This window comes from Arthrobacter sp. ISL-69 (assembly GCF_018613775.1).
Taxonomy (GTDB): Bacteria; Actinomycetota; Actinomycetes; order Actinomycetales; family Micrococcaceae; genus Arthrobacter.
The window spans coordinates 25,273-42,171 of record NZ_JAGGPO010000001.1; the positions used below are offsets into that span (position 1 = coordinate 25,273).

The 16,899-nt window shown below is 66.6% G+C and carries 11 protein-coding genes and 3 pseudogenes; 3 read left to right on the forward strand and 11 right to left on the reverse strand.

Going from position 1 to position 16,899, the window contains the following annotated elements; genetic code table 11:
* Positions 1 to 68 precede the first annotated feature (68 nt).
* Positions 69 to 1,661, forward strand: a complete 1,593-nt coding sequence (locus tag J7I79_RS00135; protein ID WP_214948790.1) for an alkaline phosphatase — start codon at positions 69 to 71, stop codon at positions 1,659 to 1,661.
* Positions 1,662 to 1,805: 144 nt separating this feature from the next.
* On the opposite strand, the pseudogene J7I79_RS24060 reads toward J7I79_RS00135, so the two are convergent.
* The 9 genes and pseudogenes from J7I79_RS24060 to J7I79_RS00180 all read right to left on the reverse strand — a co-directional run.
* A pseudogene (locus tag J7I79_RS24060) lies at positions 1,806 to 2,003 on the reverse strand (IS110 family transposase); the annotation flags it as partial.
* 41 nt (positions 2,004 to 2,044) lie between these two features.
* Positions 2,045 to 2,344 (reverse strand): annotated as a pseudogene (locus tag J7I79_RS00145) (ATP-binding protein); the annotation flags it as partial.
* Positions 2,345 to 2,531: 187 nt separating this feature from the next.
* Positions 2,532 to 3,326 (reverse strand): HpcH/HpaI aldolase/citrate lyase family protein, encoded by a 795-nt coding sequence (locus J7I79_RS00150; protein WP_251042209.1) that lies wholly within the window; start codon positions 3,324 to 3,326, stop codon positions 2,532 to 2,534.
* A gap of 26 nt (positions 3,327 to 3,352) precedes the next feature.
* Positions 3,353 to 4,330 (reverse strand): aldo/keto reductase, encoded by a 978-nt coding sequence (locus tag J7I79_RS00155; RefSeq protein ID WP_214948797.1) that lies wholly within the window; start codon positions 4,328 to 4,330, stop codon positions 3,353 to 3,355.
* Entirely contained in the window at positions 4,330 to 5,193 is an 864-nt protein-coding gene (locus J7I79_RS00160) for an ATP-binding cassette domain-containing protein (RefSeq protein ID WP_214948906.1), read from the reverse strand. Before J7I79_RS00160 ends, J7I79_RS00155 begins: the two co-directional genes overlap by 1 nt.
* A gap of 44 nt (positions 5,194 to 5,237) precedes the next feature.
* Complete coding sequence (locus J7I79_RS00165) at positions 5,238 to 6,119, reverse strand: ABC transporter ATP-binding protein (RefSeq protein ID WP_214948798.1); 882 nt, start codon at positions 6,117 to 6,119, stop codon at positions 5,238 to 5,240.
* Complete coding sequence (locus J7I79_RS00170; protein WP_214948801.1) at positions 6,116 to 7,036, reverse strand: ABC transporter permease; 921 nt, start codon at positions 7,034 to 7,036, stop codon at positions 6,116 to 6,118. Before J7I79_RS00170 ends, J7I79_RS00165 begins: the two co-directional genes overlap by 4 nt.
* Complete coding sequence (locus J7I79_RS00175) at positions 7,033 to 7,968, reverse strand: ABC transporter permease (RefSeq protein ID WP_214948803.1); 936 nt, start codon at positions 7,966 to 7,968, stop codon at positions 7,033 to 7,035. The genes J7I79_RS00170 and J7I79_RS00175 overlap by 4 nt, the downstream gene beginning before the upstream one ends.
* Positions 7,969 to 7,972: 4 nt before the next feature.
* A complete protein-coding gene (locus J7I79_RS00180) occupies positions 7,973 to 9,598 on the reverse strand; it encodes an ABC transporter substrate-binding protein (protein ID WP_214948805.1) in 1,626 nt (541 codons plus the stop codon).
* A 208-nt stretch (positions 9,599 to 9,806) separates the two neighbouring features.
* Here J7I79_RS00180 and pdxA point away from each other — a divergent pair, with 208 nt between their 5' ends.
* Both pdxA and J7I79_RS00190 read left to right on the forward strand, forming a co-directional pair.
* Positions 9,807 to 12,215, forward strand: coding sequence for a 4-hydroxythreonine-4-phosphate dehydrogenase PdxA (gene pdxA / locus J7I79_RS00185; protein ID WP_214948810.1), 2,409 nt, complete (start codon positions 9,807 to 9,809; stop codon positions 12,213 to 12,215).
* A gap of 79 nt (positions 12,216 to 12,294) precedes the next feature.
* Positions 12,295 to 13,104: a DeoR/GlpR family DNA-binding transcription regulator gene (locus tag J7I79_RS00190; RefSeq protein WP_214948811.1), complete on the forward strand. Its 810-nt coding sequence runs from the start codon at positions 12,295 to 12,297 to the stop codon at positions 13,102 to 13,104.
* A gap of 236 nt (positions 13,105 to 13,340) precedes the next feature.
* Here J7I79_RS00190 and J7I79_RS24850 read toward each other — a convergent pair.
* Positions 13,341 to 14,306 (reverse strand): annotated as a pseudogene (locus J7I79_RS24850) (acyltransferase family protein); the annotation flags it as partial.
* An 87-nt stretch (positions 14,307 to 14,393) separates the two neighbouring features.
* A complete protein-coding gene (locus J7I79_RS00200) occupies positions 14,394 to 16,886 on the reverse strand; it encodes an ATP-dependent Clp protease ATP-binding subunit (RefSeq protein ID WP_214948812.1) in 2,493 nt (830 codons plus the stop codon).
* Between the last annotated feature and the right edge of the window lie 13 nt (positions 16,887 to 16,899).

Genomic DNA, 16,899 nt, shown 5'->3' on the forward strand with positions numbered 1-16,899 from the left:
CACGCAGTTAACCAACCATTCACACCGACCTCAGGACCTGTCCAACCGGCCTCCGTACGGTCGACGCCATGGACACCAATATCTCGCGCAGATCACTTCTTTCCGTCGGCCTCGGGGCAGGGCTCGTCGCCGCTCTGCCCGGTGCCGCCGTCGCCACTTCCATAGCGGACGACGCCGGGCTCCGCACCGATCCGTTCATGCTGGGCATCGCCTCCGGCGAGCCGTGGCCGGACGGCTTTGTCATCTGGACGCGGCTGGCCGTGGACCCGCTCGCCGAGGACGGGCTTGGCGGAATGCCGCAACGCACCGTGCCGATCGCCTGGGAGGTGGCCGAGGATGCCGGCATGCGCCGCGTGGTGGCACGCGGCGTCGAACAGGCCCGGATTGAGAACGCCCACTCCGTCCACGTGGAGCTGAGTGGCCTGAAGCCTGGGCGCGAATACTTCTACCGGTTCCGCAGCGGCCGCCACATCAGCGCCGTCGGCCGGACCCTCACCAGCCCCGCGCCGCACGAGACGCCGGAGGCACTGGCCATGGCGTTCGCCAGCTGCTCGCAGTATGAGCACGGCTACTTCACGGCCTACACGCGCCTGGCGGAGGACCACCCGGACCTGGTGCTGCACCTGGGCGACTACATGTACGAGTACAAGAAGGGCAACTACGTGATTGGCGGCGGGAACCCGCGCGACCACGAAGGCCCGGAGACCTCCAGCATCGCCGGGTACCGCAAGCGTCACGCGCAGTACAAGTCCGACGCCGACCTGCAGGCCGCGCACGCCGTCGCACCGTGGCTGGTGGTCTGGGACGACCACGAGGTGGACAACAACTGGGCGGACGAGGTCCCGGAGAACACCGATGCGAGCCAGCTGAACGACACCACCGAGCGGTTCCGGCAGCGCCGGGCCGCCGCGTTCACGGCGTACTACGAGAACATGCCGCTGCGCGCCTCGTCGGTGCCGGCCGGGTTCGACATGAAGATCTACCGCACCATCGAGTGGGGCCAGCTGGCCAACTTCCACATGATGGACACCCGGCAGTACAGGAACGACCAGCTGGCCGGGGACGGCTGGAAGAAGAACGTGGCGGAACGCCTGTCCGAGGACCGCACCATCACCGGCGCCGAGCAGGAGAAGTGGCTGCTGGACGGCTTCAAAAACTCCACGCAGCGCTGGGACATCCTGGGCCAGCAGGTGTTCTTCGCCGAGCGCGACCGTAACCAGGCGCCCGACATCGACGACGTGTCCATGGACGGGTGGGACGGCTACGCCGCGTCACGGCGCCGCATCACCCAGGGCTGGGTGGACGCGAACGTGCGCAACGCCGTTGTCCTCACCGGCGACGTGCACCGGAACTGGGCCAACGACATCAAGGTCGACTACAAGGACCCGGCATCACCGGTGGTCGGTTCCGAGCTCGTGTGCACGTCCATCACGTCGACCGGCGACGGATCGGGCTCCACGACCGACCCGACCATGGCCTTTAATTCGCACCTGAAGTTCTACAACGACAACCGCGGATACGTGAACACGAAGATCACTCGCGACGCGATGACCGCGGACTTCCGGGTGCTGGATCACGTCACGACGCCGGGTGCGCCCGTGTCCGCGAAGGCGTCGTTCGAGATCCGGGATGGAGTGCCGGGGCTGGTGGCTAAGGGGTAAGCCCGGCTCAAAGTGTTGCCGGTGCAGCCAGGTGTGGTGGGCGTCGGTCCAGGCATGTCCGCCGAAGTAGACCAGGCCGTGGCGGAGGAGGAGTTTGGAGATTCGGTGCCTGGCCCGCATCAGGTCCGCACGGATGTCTTCGCGGGCACGCACCAGATCACGCGCCGCTTCATCCGCGTAGCCAGGGACCCGCACGGGTGTTATTTGTCCCAGCAAGGCCAACCGGGCCAGATGCTCGGCGTCGCGGGCATCGGTCTTCACCCGGTCCCCGGAGGGTCTTTGCAGCTTGGACGGTGCAGCGACCACACACTCGATCCCCGCACACGTCAGGCGCCGGGCCAACCCGAACCCGGTCGGCCCGGCCTCATAGACAACGAGGACCGGACCCTGCTTCCGTGGTAGACGGCCGCCAGCCGAACAGTCAGCTCGGTGGCATGGGCATATTTGAACGCATTGGTGAGTGTTTCCTGGGCGGCGTGGTAGAGCAGCGCGGCACAGGCCGCCGGTATTTCGATACCGTGATGGGGCGTCTCCCACCGGACAGAGGTTCCTCCCTGGCGAAGGGGGATGGTCAGCCTGTCGATGCATCCGGCGAGCCCCAACGCGTGGAAGTGAACGGGACGGTCATCGGTGATGACGCCCCCGGTCGCGGTGACTTCGTCCAGGGTTAATGCTTGGCTCATGGCACTTCCTGCTTCCTGCAGCCTCTGTTGCTTCCTTCGCCGGCTTCGGCGGGAGCCTGATCCGGTGATGTTGAATTCAGAGTGCCTTCGTAGCATCAAGGATCCGGGCGGTTATCCGCAGCTCTAGTGCAGGTTTGGGGCAGGAATCGGTAAGCCGGTTTACTGCCCAAACGGCTGGAGGCGGGCGCTACTCGCCCCTTGCTACCTTCAGGTGGTCCGCGGCCGCCAACTCGAGATGCGTCAGGTCGGAGGCCACGGTGATGAAAGTGAACCCCTCGTCGATCCGCTGCCGCGCAATGTCGCCACCGGCAGTATGGATCGCGGCGATCACACCGGCGGCGTCGGCCGCCTCACGGATGGTGGTGAGCGCCGCGTTGAACTCGTCGGCGACGTCCGGATCGTTGGGGAACTTTCCCCCGACGGCGAGGCAGAGGTCGGAGGGGCCAATGTATACGCCGTCAAGCCCGGGAACCGCGCAGATCTCCTTGACGTTCTCGAGTCCTTCCGGCGTCTCGATCATGGCCAGGCAAAGCACGGTTGCATCAGCATCTGCCGGTTTGGGCCCGATGCGGAGCGCCGACCGCATGGGGCCGTAGGACCTCATACCGTGGGGCGGGTACCGGACTGCCCGGACGGCCTCGGCTGCTTCGGCGGCGTTGTTCACCAACGGCACGATGACTCCCGCTGCGCCGGCGTCGAGCGCCTGCCCGATGTTGGCGGCGTTGTTTGCGGGAACGCGCACAATCCCCGCGGCACCGGCGGCGTCGATGGCCATCAGCCCGTTGAGCCACCCTGAATACCCCATCAGCCCGTGCTGTGCGTCCAGGGCGACGTAGTCGTAGCCCACGCGGGCAATGCGTTCTGTGGACACGGGTGAATCCAGGACGATCCAATAGCCGACGACGGTCTCGTGGGCGCGGGCTTTTGCGGCAAATGATGCGGCGGTCATGGCGGATTCCTCTTCAGTTTGTGGTGTACTCATGCGCGGACAGTCCCCTACGGGAACGGTCAGCGGTTGTATGTAGGCATCGGCCCGCGGATGCCGGCAGCCACGTCATCACAGGAACTGACCACGTCCTCCGGCAGCGGACCCTTCGCGGCGGCTTCGATATTGGCTTGGAGCTGGGCGACCTTGGAACCGCCAAGCAGGATGGACCCGACCCCCGGTTTGCTGAGCAGCCATCGGAAGGACAGCTCCGGCAAGGGCACGCCTGCGCCGTCCGCTATGCCGCCCAGCTGGCGTACGGCTTCGAAGAGCCTTGGGTCCCAGTACCGCTTCTTATACATTTCGGCGAGCCGGGAGCTGCCGAACCGGCCTTCCGTGGGTGACTCGGTGAACGTGTGCTTGCCGGTGAGGAGCCCGCCGCCCAGCGGGTTGTAGACCATGGTCAGCAGGCCGGTGTGCTGGGCGAACTCCAGGTATTCGTCTTCGATCCGGGTGGCCAGAAGGTTGTACAGCTGCTGCGCCACCACTGGCCGGGGTGTGCCGGAGGCGTCGGCAGCGGCATTCAGCTCGCTGATCTGCCACGCGGCGAAGTTGGACACACCCCAGGCGCCGATCTTGCCTTCGCGGATCAGCCGCCCGACGACGGCGAGCGTCTCTTCCAGCGGCGCTTTCCGGTCCGGCTGGTGGAGGTAGAAAAGGTCCAGCCGGTCCGTCGCAAGCCGCCGGAGGCTGCCGTCGACGGAGCGCCGGAGCCCTTCCGCCGACAGCGGTGTGTGATCGCCCGCATCCGGGTGCGGCATTCCCGCCTTGGAGGCGAGGATGATGGCATCGCGTTTACCCGGCAGGAGCTTCGCCAGGATTTCCTCGCTGGCGCCGCCGGCATACCCGTTGGCGGTGTCTACCACCGTGATCCCGGCGTCGAGCGCGGCAGAAAGCATGCCGGCGGCAACTTCTCCCGGCACCGTGTCCCCGAACGTCATGGTGCCCAGTGCCAGCTGCGAAATGGGAAGTTCCAGGCCCGCCACGTTGGTTCCCTGCATCAGCTTGCTTCCTCCATCAGTACGGGTTCGCCCTGCGGCGCTACCTTGTTCAGTCTTGATACCAGTTCGCGCGGCTTGCGCCCTGTCATGGTCAGCGGATCCAGGGCGGCGGCACGCAGTGCCCGGGTGTAGGGGTCCTTGGGCCTGGTTAGGACCTGTTCGGTGGGCCCCTGCTCCACAATCCTTCCCTTGGACATCACCACCACGTGGCTGCTGCTTTCGCGCACCACGCCCAGGTTATGGCTGATCATCAGGTAGGTGAGCCCGCTGTCCCGCTGGATGTCCGCAAGGAGTTCCAGGACCTGCGCCTGGACCGAAACGTCCAGCGCGCTGGTTGCCTCGTCGCAGACCAACAGTTCAGGCTTGGACGCGAGTGCCCGGGCGATGCCGATGCGCTGTCGCTGCCCGCCGGAGAATTCCGCCGGGCGGCGGCCCAGGGCCGAAACGGGAAGGCCCACCTGGTCCATCAGTTTGGCGGCTGCCGCCCGGCGTTCCTTGCCGGACCGGATGCCGCGCAGGGTCAGGGGTTCGGCCACGATGTCCTCGGCCGTGAGGTGCGGGTCCAGTGAACCGTAGGGATCCTGGAACACCATTTGCACCTTTGACCGGAGGGGACGCAGCTGCCGGGCGGGCATCCGGGCAATGTCCTGGCCGTTGAGCAGGATCTCCCCGGATGTTGGTGTCAGCAGCCGGACAATCGCCTTGGCGATGGTGGACTTGCCGCAGCCGGACTCCCCCACAATGGCCACTGTGCTGCCGCGCGGGACGTCAAAGCTGACATCGTCCACGGCCCGGAAGCTGGTCCGGTGCACCGCGTAGTCCACCGTGAGGTTCCTAACGGACAGCACCAGGTCCTGACGGATGGGCGTGCTCGCGGGCGTGCTCGCGGAAGCGTTCAATGCTGGACTCACGGGTGTGCTCCGTTCAGGGTTGCCTGGCTGCCGGACGCTAAGTGGCTGGCGGCCGGGCCGGAATCCAGCGCATCCGGATGGGGTTCGCCGTCCCAGCGGCCCAGCTTGGGCACCGCGGCAAGGAGCTTCTTGGTGTAGTCCGTCTGCGGATGCGCCACGATCTGTTCCACTTCGCCGCTTTCCACAAACTGTCCGTTCTTCATCACATGGATCCGGTCCGAGACCAGCCGGGCCACGCCAAGATCGTGCGTGATCATGAGGATGGCCACGTGGGTGCGCTCCTGTAGTTCCATCAGAAGGTCCAGGATGCCCGCCTGCACGGTGACGTCCAGCGCGCTGGTGGGTTCATCCGCCACCAGCAGCACGGGGTCAACGGCGAGCGCCATGGCGATCAGCACGCGCTGCAGCATGCCGCCGGAGAGCTGGTGCGGGTACTTCTTCAGCTGCGCCTCCGGCGTGGGGATGCGGACCTGTTCCAGGAGCTCCACGGAGCGCCGGTTCAGCCCGGCCTTGGACGCGGGGCCCTTGCGGAGGATCGCCTCGCCCAGCTGCCGGCCGATGGTGTGCACCGGGGACAGCGCGGTCATGGCGTCCTGCGGGATGAGGGCAACGGAGCGGCCGCGGAGCCTGGCGAACTTCCGCGGTTCGGTGACCACGTCCACGCCGTCCAGCACTGCGTGGCCGGAGATGACGGCGAGGTCGTCCGGCAGGAGCCGGAGGAGGCCCATCGCCGTCGTACTTTTGCCGGAACCGGACTCACCGATGATGGTGACGGTCTGGCCGGCGTCGATGGAGAAGGAGATGCCGTCCACGGCGCGGATCACGCCGCCGGTAGTCATCAGTTCGACGGAAAGGTCCCTGACTTCCAGAACGCTCATGACGTTGCCCCCTTCCGGCGGCGGACGCGGTCCCGCAGGCCGTCGGCCAGCAGGTTCACGCCCACCACCAGGATGGCGATCACGGCACCCGGGAGGGTGACAATCCACCAGGAGGTGGTGAGGAAGTCCTGGCCGTCGGAGATGATCCGGCCCCAGGTTGCGAAGGGCCGCTGCGGGCCGGCGCCGAGGAAGCTCAGCGCGCTCTCCATCAGCACGGCCGTGGCCAGGAGGAGCAGCACCACCACGATCACCTGGTTGATGACGTTCGGGATGACGTGCTTCACCAGGGTGGTGATCTGGTGCAGGCCCAGGACCTTGGCGGCCTGGACGTACGGCTTTTCGCGTTCCACCAGCACCAGGGAGCGGGTGAGTCGGGCGGGCTCGGGCCACTGGGCGATGGCGATCACGAAGGTGATCACGGGAATGGAGGGGCCGAAGAGCGCCACCACCAGCAGGAGCATCATGAGCAGGGGCAGCGAGAGCTGTGCCTCGATGAGGCGGGACACCACTGCGTCCACCCAGCCGCCGAAGAAGCCGGCGAGCGCCCCGAGCACCACGCCCACAAGGCCGGAAATCACGACGGCGAGCACGCCGATGGTCAACGAGACCTGGCCGCCGTGCAGGACCCGGGAGAGGATGTCCCGGCCCAGCTGGTCGGTGCCGAACAGGTGGTCCGGGCTGAACGGGGGCTTGAAGCGGGAGGTGATGGCCTGGGCATCGGCGTCCGGCAGCGGGAGGACCTGGGCCAGGACGATGGGCAGGACCACCAGCGCGGTGAGGAAGGCACCCAGCACCATCTTCACCTTGGCCGAGCGCTCCCGCCTGGCAGCTGAGGAGCGGCGGAGCAGGCGCCTGGTCACCGCCGTCGGCCGTTTCATGCTCTCGGCGGCGAGCGGGATATCGTTGACGGCACTCATGCGACGGACACCTTTCCGAGCTGGACCCGCGGGTCCAGCAGCGGGTAGCACAGATCGATCAGGAGCTGGACTCCGACGGCCAGCACAGACGTCACCAGCACCGTGGCCTGGATGAGGGGGTAGTCGCGGGTTTCGAGGGCCCGGACCACCAGCGATCCCAGGCCGGGCCAGTTGAACACCACTTCCACCACCACAACGCCGTTGAGCATGCCGGCAAACCGGGTGCCCAGGGTGGTGAGGATGGGGATGGAGGAGTTGCGCATGGCGTAGGCCCAGGTGAGCTTCTGCTCGCCGGTGCCGCGGGCCCTGGCCACGGTGAGGTACGGGGCGGCCAGGTTGCTGCCCACCTCGCGGCGGACCATCCGGGACACCAGCGCGATCTGCAGGATGGCCACAGTCGTGACCGGCAGGACCACCCCGGACCAGCTGGTAAAACCGGAAGACGGGAAGATGGGGAACACCACGGCGAACAGGGTCAGCAGCATGATGCCGATCCAGAAGTCCGGCATGGACTGCCCGGCGATGGTCAGCACGTTGACGCCGAGCTCACGCTTGGTGTCGGCACGCTTGGCCATCCACACGCCCAGCGGGATGGCCACCACAATGGCCAGCAGGATGGCCAGCACCGCCAGGAAGACGGTGTTGGGCAGCCGGGCCATCACCACTTCCAGGGCGGGTGCCTGGAACGAGTAGGACTTGCCGATGTTCCCGGCGGCAAGCTCCCGGAGGAAGATGCCGTACTGGGACAGCAGGGGTTCGTTGAGCCCCATGGAAATCCGGATCTTTTCGAGGTCTCCGGTGGAGGCCAGCGGCCCGGCCAGGGCGTAGGCCGGGTCGCCCGGAGCCATCCGGATCAGGACAAAGACTGTGGACACGGTCAGGAAGATCGTGAGCAGGCTCTGCCCCAACCGCTTGGAGACATATCTGAGCATGGGACTAGCCGTTCACCTTGACTGAGGAGAGCTGGTAGGAGTTGATGGGGCGGAGCTTGATGCCCTCCACACGTGTGCGGCGGGCCAGCACGGCGTTGGGGATGAACGCCCACATGCAGGGCCACTTGGCCCAGATGTCCTTCTGGACGTCGGTGAGCAGCTGCGTGCTCTTGGCGGTATCCGTCTCCGAGGTCGCGGCGATGATCTTGCTGCTGATCTCCGGGAAAACGAAGCCGTGGTAGGTGTCGCGGGTGGCTTCCTTCTCCGCGGTGCCGGCGTACATGCCCTGCAGGTTGGTCAGCGCCAGGCCGGTCTGGTTCCCGTAGCCGTTGCCCAGGATGTCCCAGTCGCCGGCCCTGCCCTGGCGCCAGGCGGAGATGTCGCCGCCGGGCTGGAACTGCTGCAGCTCGGCCTTGACGCCGATCTCCTTCATCATTTCCACGAGGGCTTCCATGATGGACACGTCGCCGGCGAATTCCCCGGTCTCCCAGATGACCTTGACGGCCAGGTTGGAGACGCCAAGGTCCGCGAGCATGGACTTGGCCTTGGCGGGATCGAACTTGTACTCGCCGGTTTCCACCGAGCCAGCCAGGGTCTGCGGGACAACGCCCTTGGCCGAGGTGACGGTGCCGCCCAGGATGCCGTCCACCACGCTCTGGTGGTCGAAGCCGTAGGAGAGCGCCTCGCGGACCTTCGGATCCGACATGGGGCTGTTCGCGGGCTTGCGGAAGTTGTAGAAGAGCTGGTTGTAGCGGGTGCCGGTGACCGATTCAATCTTGATGCCGTCAACGGTCTTCAGCTGGGCCACGGAATCGGGGGTAATGGAGTCGATGACGTCCACCTCGCCGGAGCGGAGGGCCACCACGCGGCTGGATTCCTCGGACATGAACCGGACATTGACCTCGGTGATGTTCGGCTTCTCACCCCAGTAGTTCTCGTTGACCACCAGCTTGTAGGTGCCGGTGCCGCGGTCCGCGGAGGCCACTTTGTAGGGTCCAGTGCCCACACCCTCCTGGAGCTCTTCGGGCTTGTTGGCGGCGGCCGGGGTGATGAGGATGTTGGACATCAGCGTGCTGAGCACGGGCAGCGGGGCCTTGGTGTCCAGGGTGAAGGTCAGTTCGTCCTTCTTGTTCACGGTGGGCCATTCCGGGAACTGGGGTGCCAGGAAGGAGCCGTTGACCTGGCTGTACATCTCCAGGGCCTTGGCCACGTCCTCCACGGCAACCTTGGTGCCGTCCGAGTACTTGATGTCGTTGCGGAGCTTGACGGTCCACTGCGTGGGGCTGGTCAGTTCGAAGCTTTCGGCCAGGACATTGCGCGGCTTGAGGTCATCGCCGATCTCGGTCAGGGCCTGGCGGACGGCGCGCTGGACGGTGACGGCGGCGTCGAACTGGTTGAGCTTGTTGTCCAGGCTGACCAGCGAGCGGTTGAGTCCAAGGGTGAGGGTGCCGGTTCCGGTGGCGCCGCCGCCGGGGGCGGACGGACCCACGCAGGCAGTGACGGCGGGAGCCAGTACAGCACCGGCTCCGGCGAGGGCGCTCCACCGGAGGAGGGAACGCCGGGAGAGTGAACGCTGGGCTACTTCGCCGAGGAATCCGCTGCCGCCGGCAACGCTGTCCGATCGAGTCATCTTTGACCTCCATGTGAGGGCCGGCTCCTGCCGGCCGAGGCGTTGCATCCTGCTGATACGAGCGCCAGGGGTGTTACTCCCATCACAATGCCACGATTGCGCAAACCACGCAAGTGCGTTAGCGTGTTTTGTGCAGGCCGCTTCCAAACGGCTTCACCGTCAAACGGCTGCACCGAACCCGGATCCGCCGATGCCAAAGGAGGCAGCAATGCAGCGCATCATCGCCATTGCTGACGACCTCTCCGGTGCCGCCGAAACGGCGGCGGCCTTTCTGGCTGAATCCGGCGGGCCGCTCACTCACTCTGCGCAGAGCGCGCAGTCCGGCCCGTACCTCGAAACAGCGTCCGACGACGGCGCCCCGCTCGTCCGCCTGTTGCCGCACCTTGCGGAGGAGCTGGGTTTCGCGCTCCGGAACCCCTGGCCGGGCGCCGGCCCCCTGGTGCTGGATACGGACAACCGCAGGTTCCCTGCTGACGAGGCAGCCGGGCGGCTGCGTCAGATCCTGGACTCACTCCCCGCCGGAGAGGGCTCCCCCACGGTGTTCCTCAAGATCGACTCCCTGCTCCGCGGTCCCCTGGCGTCCCAGCTCGCGGTTCTGGCTGCAGCCGGCCCCGTCATCCTGGCGCCCGCCCTCCCTCCCTTGGGCCGCAGCACCGTCAACGGGACGGTGCACCACCGCGGAGTGCCGCTGCATCAGACCACGCTGTGGCATGCTGAATCCTCGGCTCCGCCCGCCACCATAGCCGCAGCCCTCGCCCCGCTGCCGACGGCGGCGGTGGACCTGGCCGCCGTCCGCAGCGGCAATACAGGACTCCACACCGCGCTGAATACAGCCACCGCCGGACACCCCTATCCGGTGGTGATCTGCGACGCCGAGACTCCCGCGGATCTGGATGCCATCGTCGCCGCTGCCCTCAGCCTTCCCGGCATCCGGTTCGCCGGTGCTTCCGCTTTGGGAGCCGCGCTGGCGCGGACCGCAGGCCGGGCACCCCAGGGCGGTGCCGCCGTCGTACGTTCCCCAAACGGCCAGCCCGGTTCCGGAAGATTTCCGCTGCTGGTGGTGGGCTCGGCGTCCGGCCCGGCACGGGAGCAGCTGCAGGCGCTGGCCGGCGACGGCGTGGCCGTGATTAGCCTCTCCCCCGCGGACCTCCTGGCCGGAACGGCCGATCCCGCTCCGCTGCAGGAGGCGCTGGCAGCAGGTCCCGCGGCGGTGACCGCGGATGCTTCCACGGTGGATCCCGCGGTGTCGTCAAATATCGCCGCCGCACTGGCCCGGGCGGTGGCTCCCCTCGCCGCCGGCCGGCCGCTGATGCTCACGGGCGGGGAAACCGCCCGTTCGGTGCTTGATGCGCTGGGCGTGCAGCGGCTGAGCGTGCTGGGCGAGATCGAACACGGCGCCGTCCTGTCGCTGGCTCCGGGCGGAAGCCCCGTGGTCACGCGGCCGGGCAGCTTCGGCGACGCCAACAGCCTCCGCACCATCCTGGCCGCACTGGCCGGCTACCGCGCATCAGCTTCCCTGACGGGGAATCCCCCCACAATGAACTCCCCTCTGCCGACGGCGTCCCAGCCGTCCCTGCCCGGAAAAGGACCTTCCATGAACATCGTTGATCCCGCGGAACTCCCGTATGTCGCCGTCACCATGGGCGACGGCGCCGGTGTTGGGCCCGAGGTGGTGGTGGCCGCCGCCCTGGACCCGCAGATAAACGCCGAGTGCCGGCCCGTGGTCATCGGGGACGCACTGCGCCTCCGGCAGGCCGCGGACATCCTGGGGATCCAGGCGGACATCCAGCCGGTGGCCACGGTGCAGGACGCGGTGTTCAGCCCGGGCCGGGTGAACGTGATCGACCTGGCGCTGCTGCCGGAGGACCTCGCCTGGGGCGAACTTTCCCCGGTGGCGGGCCATGCCGCGTATGAGTACATCCGGGTGGCCAGCGAACTGGCCATGGGCGGAACGGTGCAGGCCATCTGCACGGCGCCGCTGAACAAGGAGGCGCTGCATGCCGCCGGCCACATCTTCCCCGGGCACACCGAACTGCTGGCGGAGCTGACCGGGACGGAGGAAGTGTCCATGATGCTCTCCACGCCCAAGATCAAGGTCATCCACGTGACCACGCACATCGGACTGATGGACGCCGTGCGGAAGATCAACCCGGCGCTGGTGGAACGCACCATCCGCCGCGGCCACGAGGCCCTGATCCGGGCCGGCATCCCGCAGCCGAAGATCGGCGTGTGCGCCATCAACCCGCACGCCGGCGAGGGCGGGCTGTTCGGCCAGGGTGAGGAAGCGGAGAAGATCGAGCCCGGCGTCCGGGCGGCCCGCGAGTCCGGCATCGACGTGACCGGGCCGCTGCCTGCGGACACCCTGTTCTTCCTGGCCGGCCGCGGTGACTACGACCTGGTGGTGGCGATGTACCACGACCAGGGGCACGGCCCGGTGAAAGTGCTGGGCATCGAGGCCGGCGTGAACATCACGGTGGGCCTGCCGGTGATCCGGACCTCCGTGGACCATGGCACCGCCTTTGATATTGCCGGCAAGGCGATCGCCGATTCGCGCAGCATGGTGGAGGCGCTGCACCAGGCGGCCGAGATGGCCACCCGGCCCAGTGTGGCCGTGTAGGCGGACAGGGCAATGCTGCGGGCAGTTACGCCGGGCCGGAACTAGCATGGGTACCACGCCCACGGGAAGGAGACCGGGAATGCTGAGCGCAAATGCCAGGCGCGAGGAGATCTACCACCTGGCGGTCACCACCGGTCTGGCTTCGGTGGAGGAACTCTCCGCCCGGTTCGAGGTCACGGCCTCCACAATCCGCCGCGACCTGGCGCTGCTGAACGGGCAGGGCCGGCTGGCCCGCACCTACGGCGGCGCCATGGCCCTGGGCGCGCACCCTGAGGCATCGCTGCGGCAGCGCACTGGCGAAGCCTTCGAGCAGAAGCACGCCATTGCCCGCTGGGCGGCTGCGGTTATCCGGACCGGCGAGAACATACTGCTCGACGCCGGATCGACCGTGGGCGCCCTGGCGCACGAGCTGCGCAACTTTGACCGGCTATCCGTAACCACCCCGGGCATCAACACCATGCAGGAGCTGGCAGACTCCGAGGGCATCGAGGTGGACTGCCTGGGCGGGCGGCTGCGGAACCTGAGCCAGAGCTTCGTGGGCCCGCTGGCCGAAGCAGCCCTGGAGCGGATGAGCTTTGACCGCGTGTTCCTCAGCGCCGACGCGGTGACGGCCGAGGACGGCATCTGCGAGGCCGACCACGCCCAGACCCGGCTCAAGGAGCTCATGGCCCGGCGCGGCAACAACGTCTACGTCCTGGCGGATTCGTCCAAGCTCGGCGTGCGCCCCTTCCACGCCTGGGCAAGGCTCGCCCTGCCGTGGACGCTGGTGACTGACGACGGCGCCGACGCGGGTGAGCTGGCGAAGTTCCGGGAGGCCGGGGTTGCGGTTGAGGTGGCGGCGGTGCCCGGCGGACCGATGGTTGAGCCTGTCGAAACCTCTAGTGGTTGAGCCTGCAGGGCTCCTAACCGGCGGTGCCCCGAAGTCGCCTCTGCCAGGGTCCGGACGGGTGGGCCATCCGGGCTGTCCATGCAGGCGTCCCGGCTGATCCGGCGCCCCACAGCACGCCCGGCGGCTATCGATAGCCGGTGGGCCGGTTGTTCCACGTAACGGTGGAACAGCTCGGCCGCCACGAACGAGACGGCCACCGATACGGCGAGCGCCAGAGGAAGCGAGACTGATCTCAGCAATGTGACGCCGGCAAGAATGATCGGAAGGTGCAGCAGGTAAAGGCTGAAGGAAACACGTCCGAGCCATTGCGCGACGGCCGTATCCCCGAGCCGCTTGGCCGACCTGCACTGCACGAACAGCAAGACAATCAGTGCCGCACCCACTGTGACAACGGCCCGGACACCGACAATCGGCTGATCGGGGCTGATCCATTCCGCGTTGGCCAGGAACAGGCCAGCGGCGGCCACGAGGAACCACACGGAGCGGGGCCAGAATTGGGTCAACTCAGTTATCCGCTCACGTTCAGCGCCGAATACGGCCCCTATGGCGAAGATCGGGAGATATGACATCCACTCCAGGTCCTGCACAGCTCCAAGCACGGCCAGCAGAAGTGCGATGCCGATTTTCACGTGCCAGAAGTTTCTCCAGCGGAGGGCGATGACGACGTAGGCCGGGAGCAAGAGGGAGAACGCGACTTCCCATTTGAGGGACCAAAGCGGAGTGTTGATGGTGCTGGCGTTCAGCAGGAGCAAGGCATCCTTCAAGACCTGACCCATGCTTGGGTCGACCACGTACATGTCCGCCCAGGGGCTCTGCTCCGGCGACGCAGACCGGGGAACGATTGTAATCAACGCCACGGCCACGGCCAGGGATGCCCAGGCCGGAGGGTAAAGGCGGAGCAAACGCTTGGCGTAGTAAGGGGCCCACCTGGTGACCGCCCCTGGTCTGGTGAATGGCAGGACCAAGACGAAGCCTGAGAGCATAAAAAAGACGTGGACAGCCGGAGTGCCATTCCAGAGGACGTGCAGCGGCGAGAAGACCGCCCACATCTCCGCAGTGTTGAGTCCCACGGACCGGTTGCTAAATACACCCCCGATTCCCGGGAGTGTGGATACTACATGGCAGGCAACAACCACAAGGGCGGCAACCCCTCTGAGGCCATCCAGCTGCGTGACTCGTGTTTGACCAGACTGATACCGCATTGGTTCTACGTTACCAGTCCGTTACATTACCCGACGTCTGCCTTCTTTCTGCTTGGTTACTCCGGTGGTCAGCCTTGGTTTTCTGGTTTAGCTCGCGGCGGGCAGTGCGTCGGGGATCCGGGGTTTGGTGTTTCCGGCGAAGGTGAACTTGGCGTCGTCGCCTTCGCCATCCACGTCCACCACAACGATGTCGCCCTCGTGGATTTCGCCGAAGAGGATCTTCTCGGAGAGCTGGTTTTCGATTTCGCGCTGGATGGTGCGGCGCAGCGGCCGGGCACCCATGGCGGGGTCGTACCCGCGGGTTGCGAGGAGCACCTTGGCCGCGGTGGTGAGCTCGATGCCCATGTCCTTGTCCTTGAGGCGCTTCTCCAGGCGGGCCACGAACATGTCCACGATCTCGATGATCTCGTCCTGGGTCAGCTGCGGGAACACCACAACGTCATCAACACGGTTCAGGAACTCGGGGCGGAAGTGCTGCTTGAGCTCCTCTGTGACCCGGGCGCGCATCCGGTTGTAGCCGGTCTGCGTGTCCGTGCCGGACTGGAAGCCCGTGGCAACGCTCTTGGAAATGTCCCGCGTTCCAAGGTTGGTGGTCATGATGATCACGGTGTTCTTGAAGTCCACCACCCGGCCATGGCTATCGGTCAGGCGGCCGTCTTCCAGGATCTGCAGCAGCGAGTTGAAGAGGTCCGGATGGGCCTTCTCCACTTCGTCGAACAGGACCACGGAGAACGGACGGCGCCGGACTTTTTCGGTCAGCTGTCCGCCCTCGTCGTAACCGACGTAGCCCGGAGGGGCACCGAAGAGCCGCGATACCGTGTGCTTCTCGGAGTACTCGGACATGTCCAGGGTGATCAGGGCCTCTTCGTCGGCGAAGAGGAACTCCGCGAGGGCCTTGGCGAGTTCGGTCTTGCCGACGCCGGTGGGGCCGGCGAAGATGAACGAGCCACCCGGACGCTTGGGGTCCTTCAGGCCTGCACGGGTGCGGCGGATAGCCCGCGAAATCGACCTAATCGCCTCATTCTGGCCCACGACGCGCTGGTGCAGCTCGTCTTCCATCTTCAGCAGGCGCGAGGATTCCTCCTCGGTCAGCTTGAACACCGGGATGCCGGTGGAGTTCGCCAGCACCTCGGCGATGAGATCCTCATCCACCTCGGAGATGTCGTCCATGCCGCCGGTCTTCCAGTGGCGTTCCTTCTCTGCCCGCTCGGCAATGAGCTTCTGCTCCTTGTCGCGCAGCGAAGCGGCGCCTTCGTAGTCCTGCGCGTCAATCGCGGACTCCTTCGCCGTCCTGACGTCGGCGATCATCTCAGCCATGGCCTTCAGCTCCGGCGGAGCGGTCATGCGGCGGATGCGCAGGCGTGCGCCGGCTTCGTCGATGAGGTCGATGGCCTTGTCCGGCAGGAAGCGGTCCGAGATGTAACGCTCCGAGAGGTTCGCCGCGGCGACCAGCGCGCCGTCGGTGATGGTGACGCGGTGGTGCGCCTCGTAGCGGTCACGCAGGCCCTTGAGGATCTCGATCGCGTGCGCAACCGAAGGCTCCTTGACCTGGATAGGCTGGAAGCGGCGCTCCAGCGCGGCGTCCTTCTCGATGTGCTTGCGGTAGTCGTCAAGGGTGGTGGCACCGATGGTCTGGAGCTCACCGCGCGCCAGCAACGGCTTCAGGATCGAGGCCGCATCGATCGCACCCTCGGCGGCACCGGCGCCCACCAGGGTGTGGATCTCGTCAATGAACAAAAGAATGTCCCCGCGGGTGCGGATCTCCTTGAGGACCTTCTTCAGCCGCTCTTCGAAGTCACCGCGGTACTTTGAGCCGGCCACCACGGAGCCCAGATCCAGGGTATAGATCTGCTTGTCCCTGAGAGTCTCCGGGACATCGCCACGGACGATCGCCTGGGCAAGGCCCTCGACGACGGCGGTCTTGCCGACGCCGGGTTCACCGACCAGCACGGGGTTGTTCTTGGTGCGCCGGGACAGGACCTGCATGACGCGTTCGATCTCCTGCTCGCGCCCGATAACGGGATCCAGTGTGTTCTCGCGCGCGGCCTGCGTCAGGTTGCGGCCGAACTGGTCCAGGACAACGGATCCGGCGGGAGCCGCTTCAGCCCGGTCCTGGCCGGGGCCGGCGCCGGTGGTTTCACCCTGGTGGGCGGACAGCAGCTGGATCACCTGCTGGCGGACACCTTTCAGGTCTACGCCGAGCCTGACCAACACCTGGGCGGCCACGCCTTCACCCTCGCGGACGAGCCCCAGCAGGATGTGCTCCGTGCCGATGTAGTTATGGCCCAACTGCAGGGCCTCGCGGAGCGAGAGCTCCAGCACCTTCTTGGCCCGCGGAGTGAAGGGGATGTGGCCGGACGGCGCCTGCTGGCCCGGGCCGAGAATCTCCTGCACCTGCTCGCGTACGCCGTCGAGCGAAATACCCAAGGACCCAAGAGCTTTGGCGGCAACGCCCTCACCCTCCTGGATCAGACCCAAGAGGATGTGTTCGGTACCGATGTAATTGTGGTTCAGCGTGCGTGCCTCTTCTTGGGCAAGGACCACGGCACGTCGGGCCCGGTCCGTAAATCGCTCAAACATTTTCGCCACACTC

Excerpts from the sequence above, each read along its gene's own strand:
- J7I79_RS00135 (WP_214948790.1), top strand. The coding sequence starts at position 69 with ATGGACACCAATATCTCGCGCAGATCACTTCTTTCCGTCGGCCTCGGG.
- J7I79_RS00150 (WP_251042209.1), bottom strand. The coding sequence starts at position 3,326 with ATGAGTACACCACAAACTGAAGAGGAATCCGCCATGACCGCCGCATCA.
- J7I79_RS00155 (WP_214948797.1), bottom strand. The coding sequence starts at position 4,330 with ATGCAGGGAACCAACGTGGCGGGCCTGGAACTTCCCATTTCGCAGCTG.
- J7I79_RS00165 (WP_214948798.1), bottom strand. The coding sequence starts at position 6,119 with ATGAGCGTTCTGGAAGTCAGGGACCTTTCCGTCGAACTGATGACTACC.
- J7I79_RS00170 (WP_214948801.1), bottom strand. The coding sequence starts at position 7,036 with ATGAGTGCCGTCAACGATATCCCGCTCGCCGCCGAGAGCATGAAACGG.
- J7I79_RS00175 (WP_214948803.1), bottom strand. The coding sequence starts at position 7,968 with ATGCTCAGATATGTCTCCAAGCGGTTGGGGCAGAGCCTGCTCACGATC.
- J7I79_RS00180 (WP_214948805.1), bottom strand. The coding sequence starts at position 9,598 with ATGACTCGATCGGACAGCGTTGCCGGCGGCAGCGGATTCCTCGGCGAA.
- pdxA (WP_214948810.1), top strand. The coding sequence starts at position 9,807 with ATGCAGCGCATCATCGCCATTGCTGACGACCTCTCCGGTGCCGCCGAA.
- J7I79_RS00190 (WP_214948811.1), top strand. The coding sequence starts at position 12,295 with ATGCTGAGCGCAAATGCCAGGCGCGAGGAGATCTACCACCTGGCGGTC.
- J7I79_RS00200 (WP_214948812.1), bottom strand. The coding sequence starts at position 16,886 with ATGTTTGAGCGATTTACGGACCGGGCCCGACGTGCCGTGGTCCTTGCC.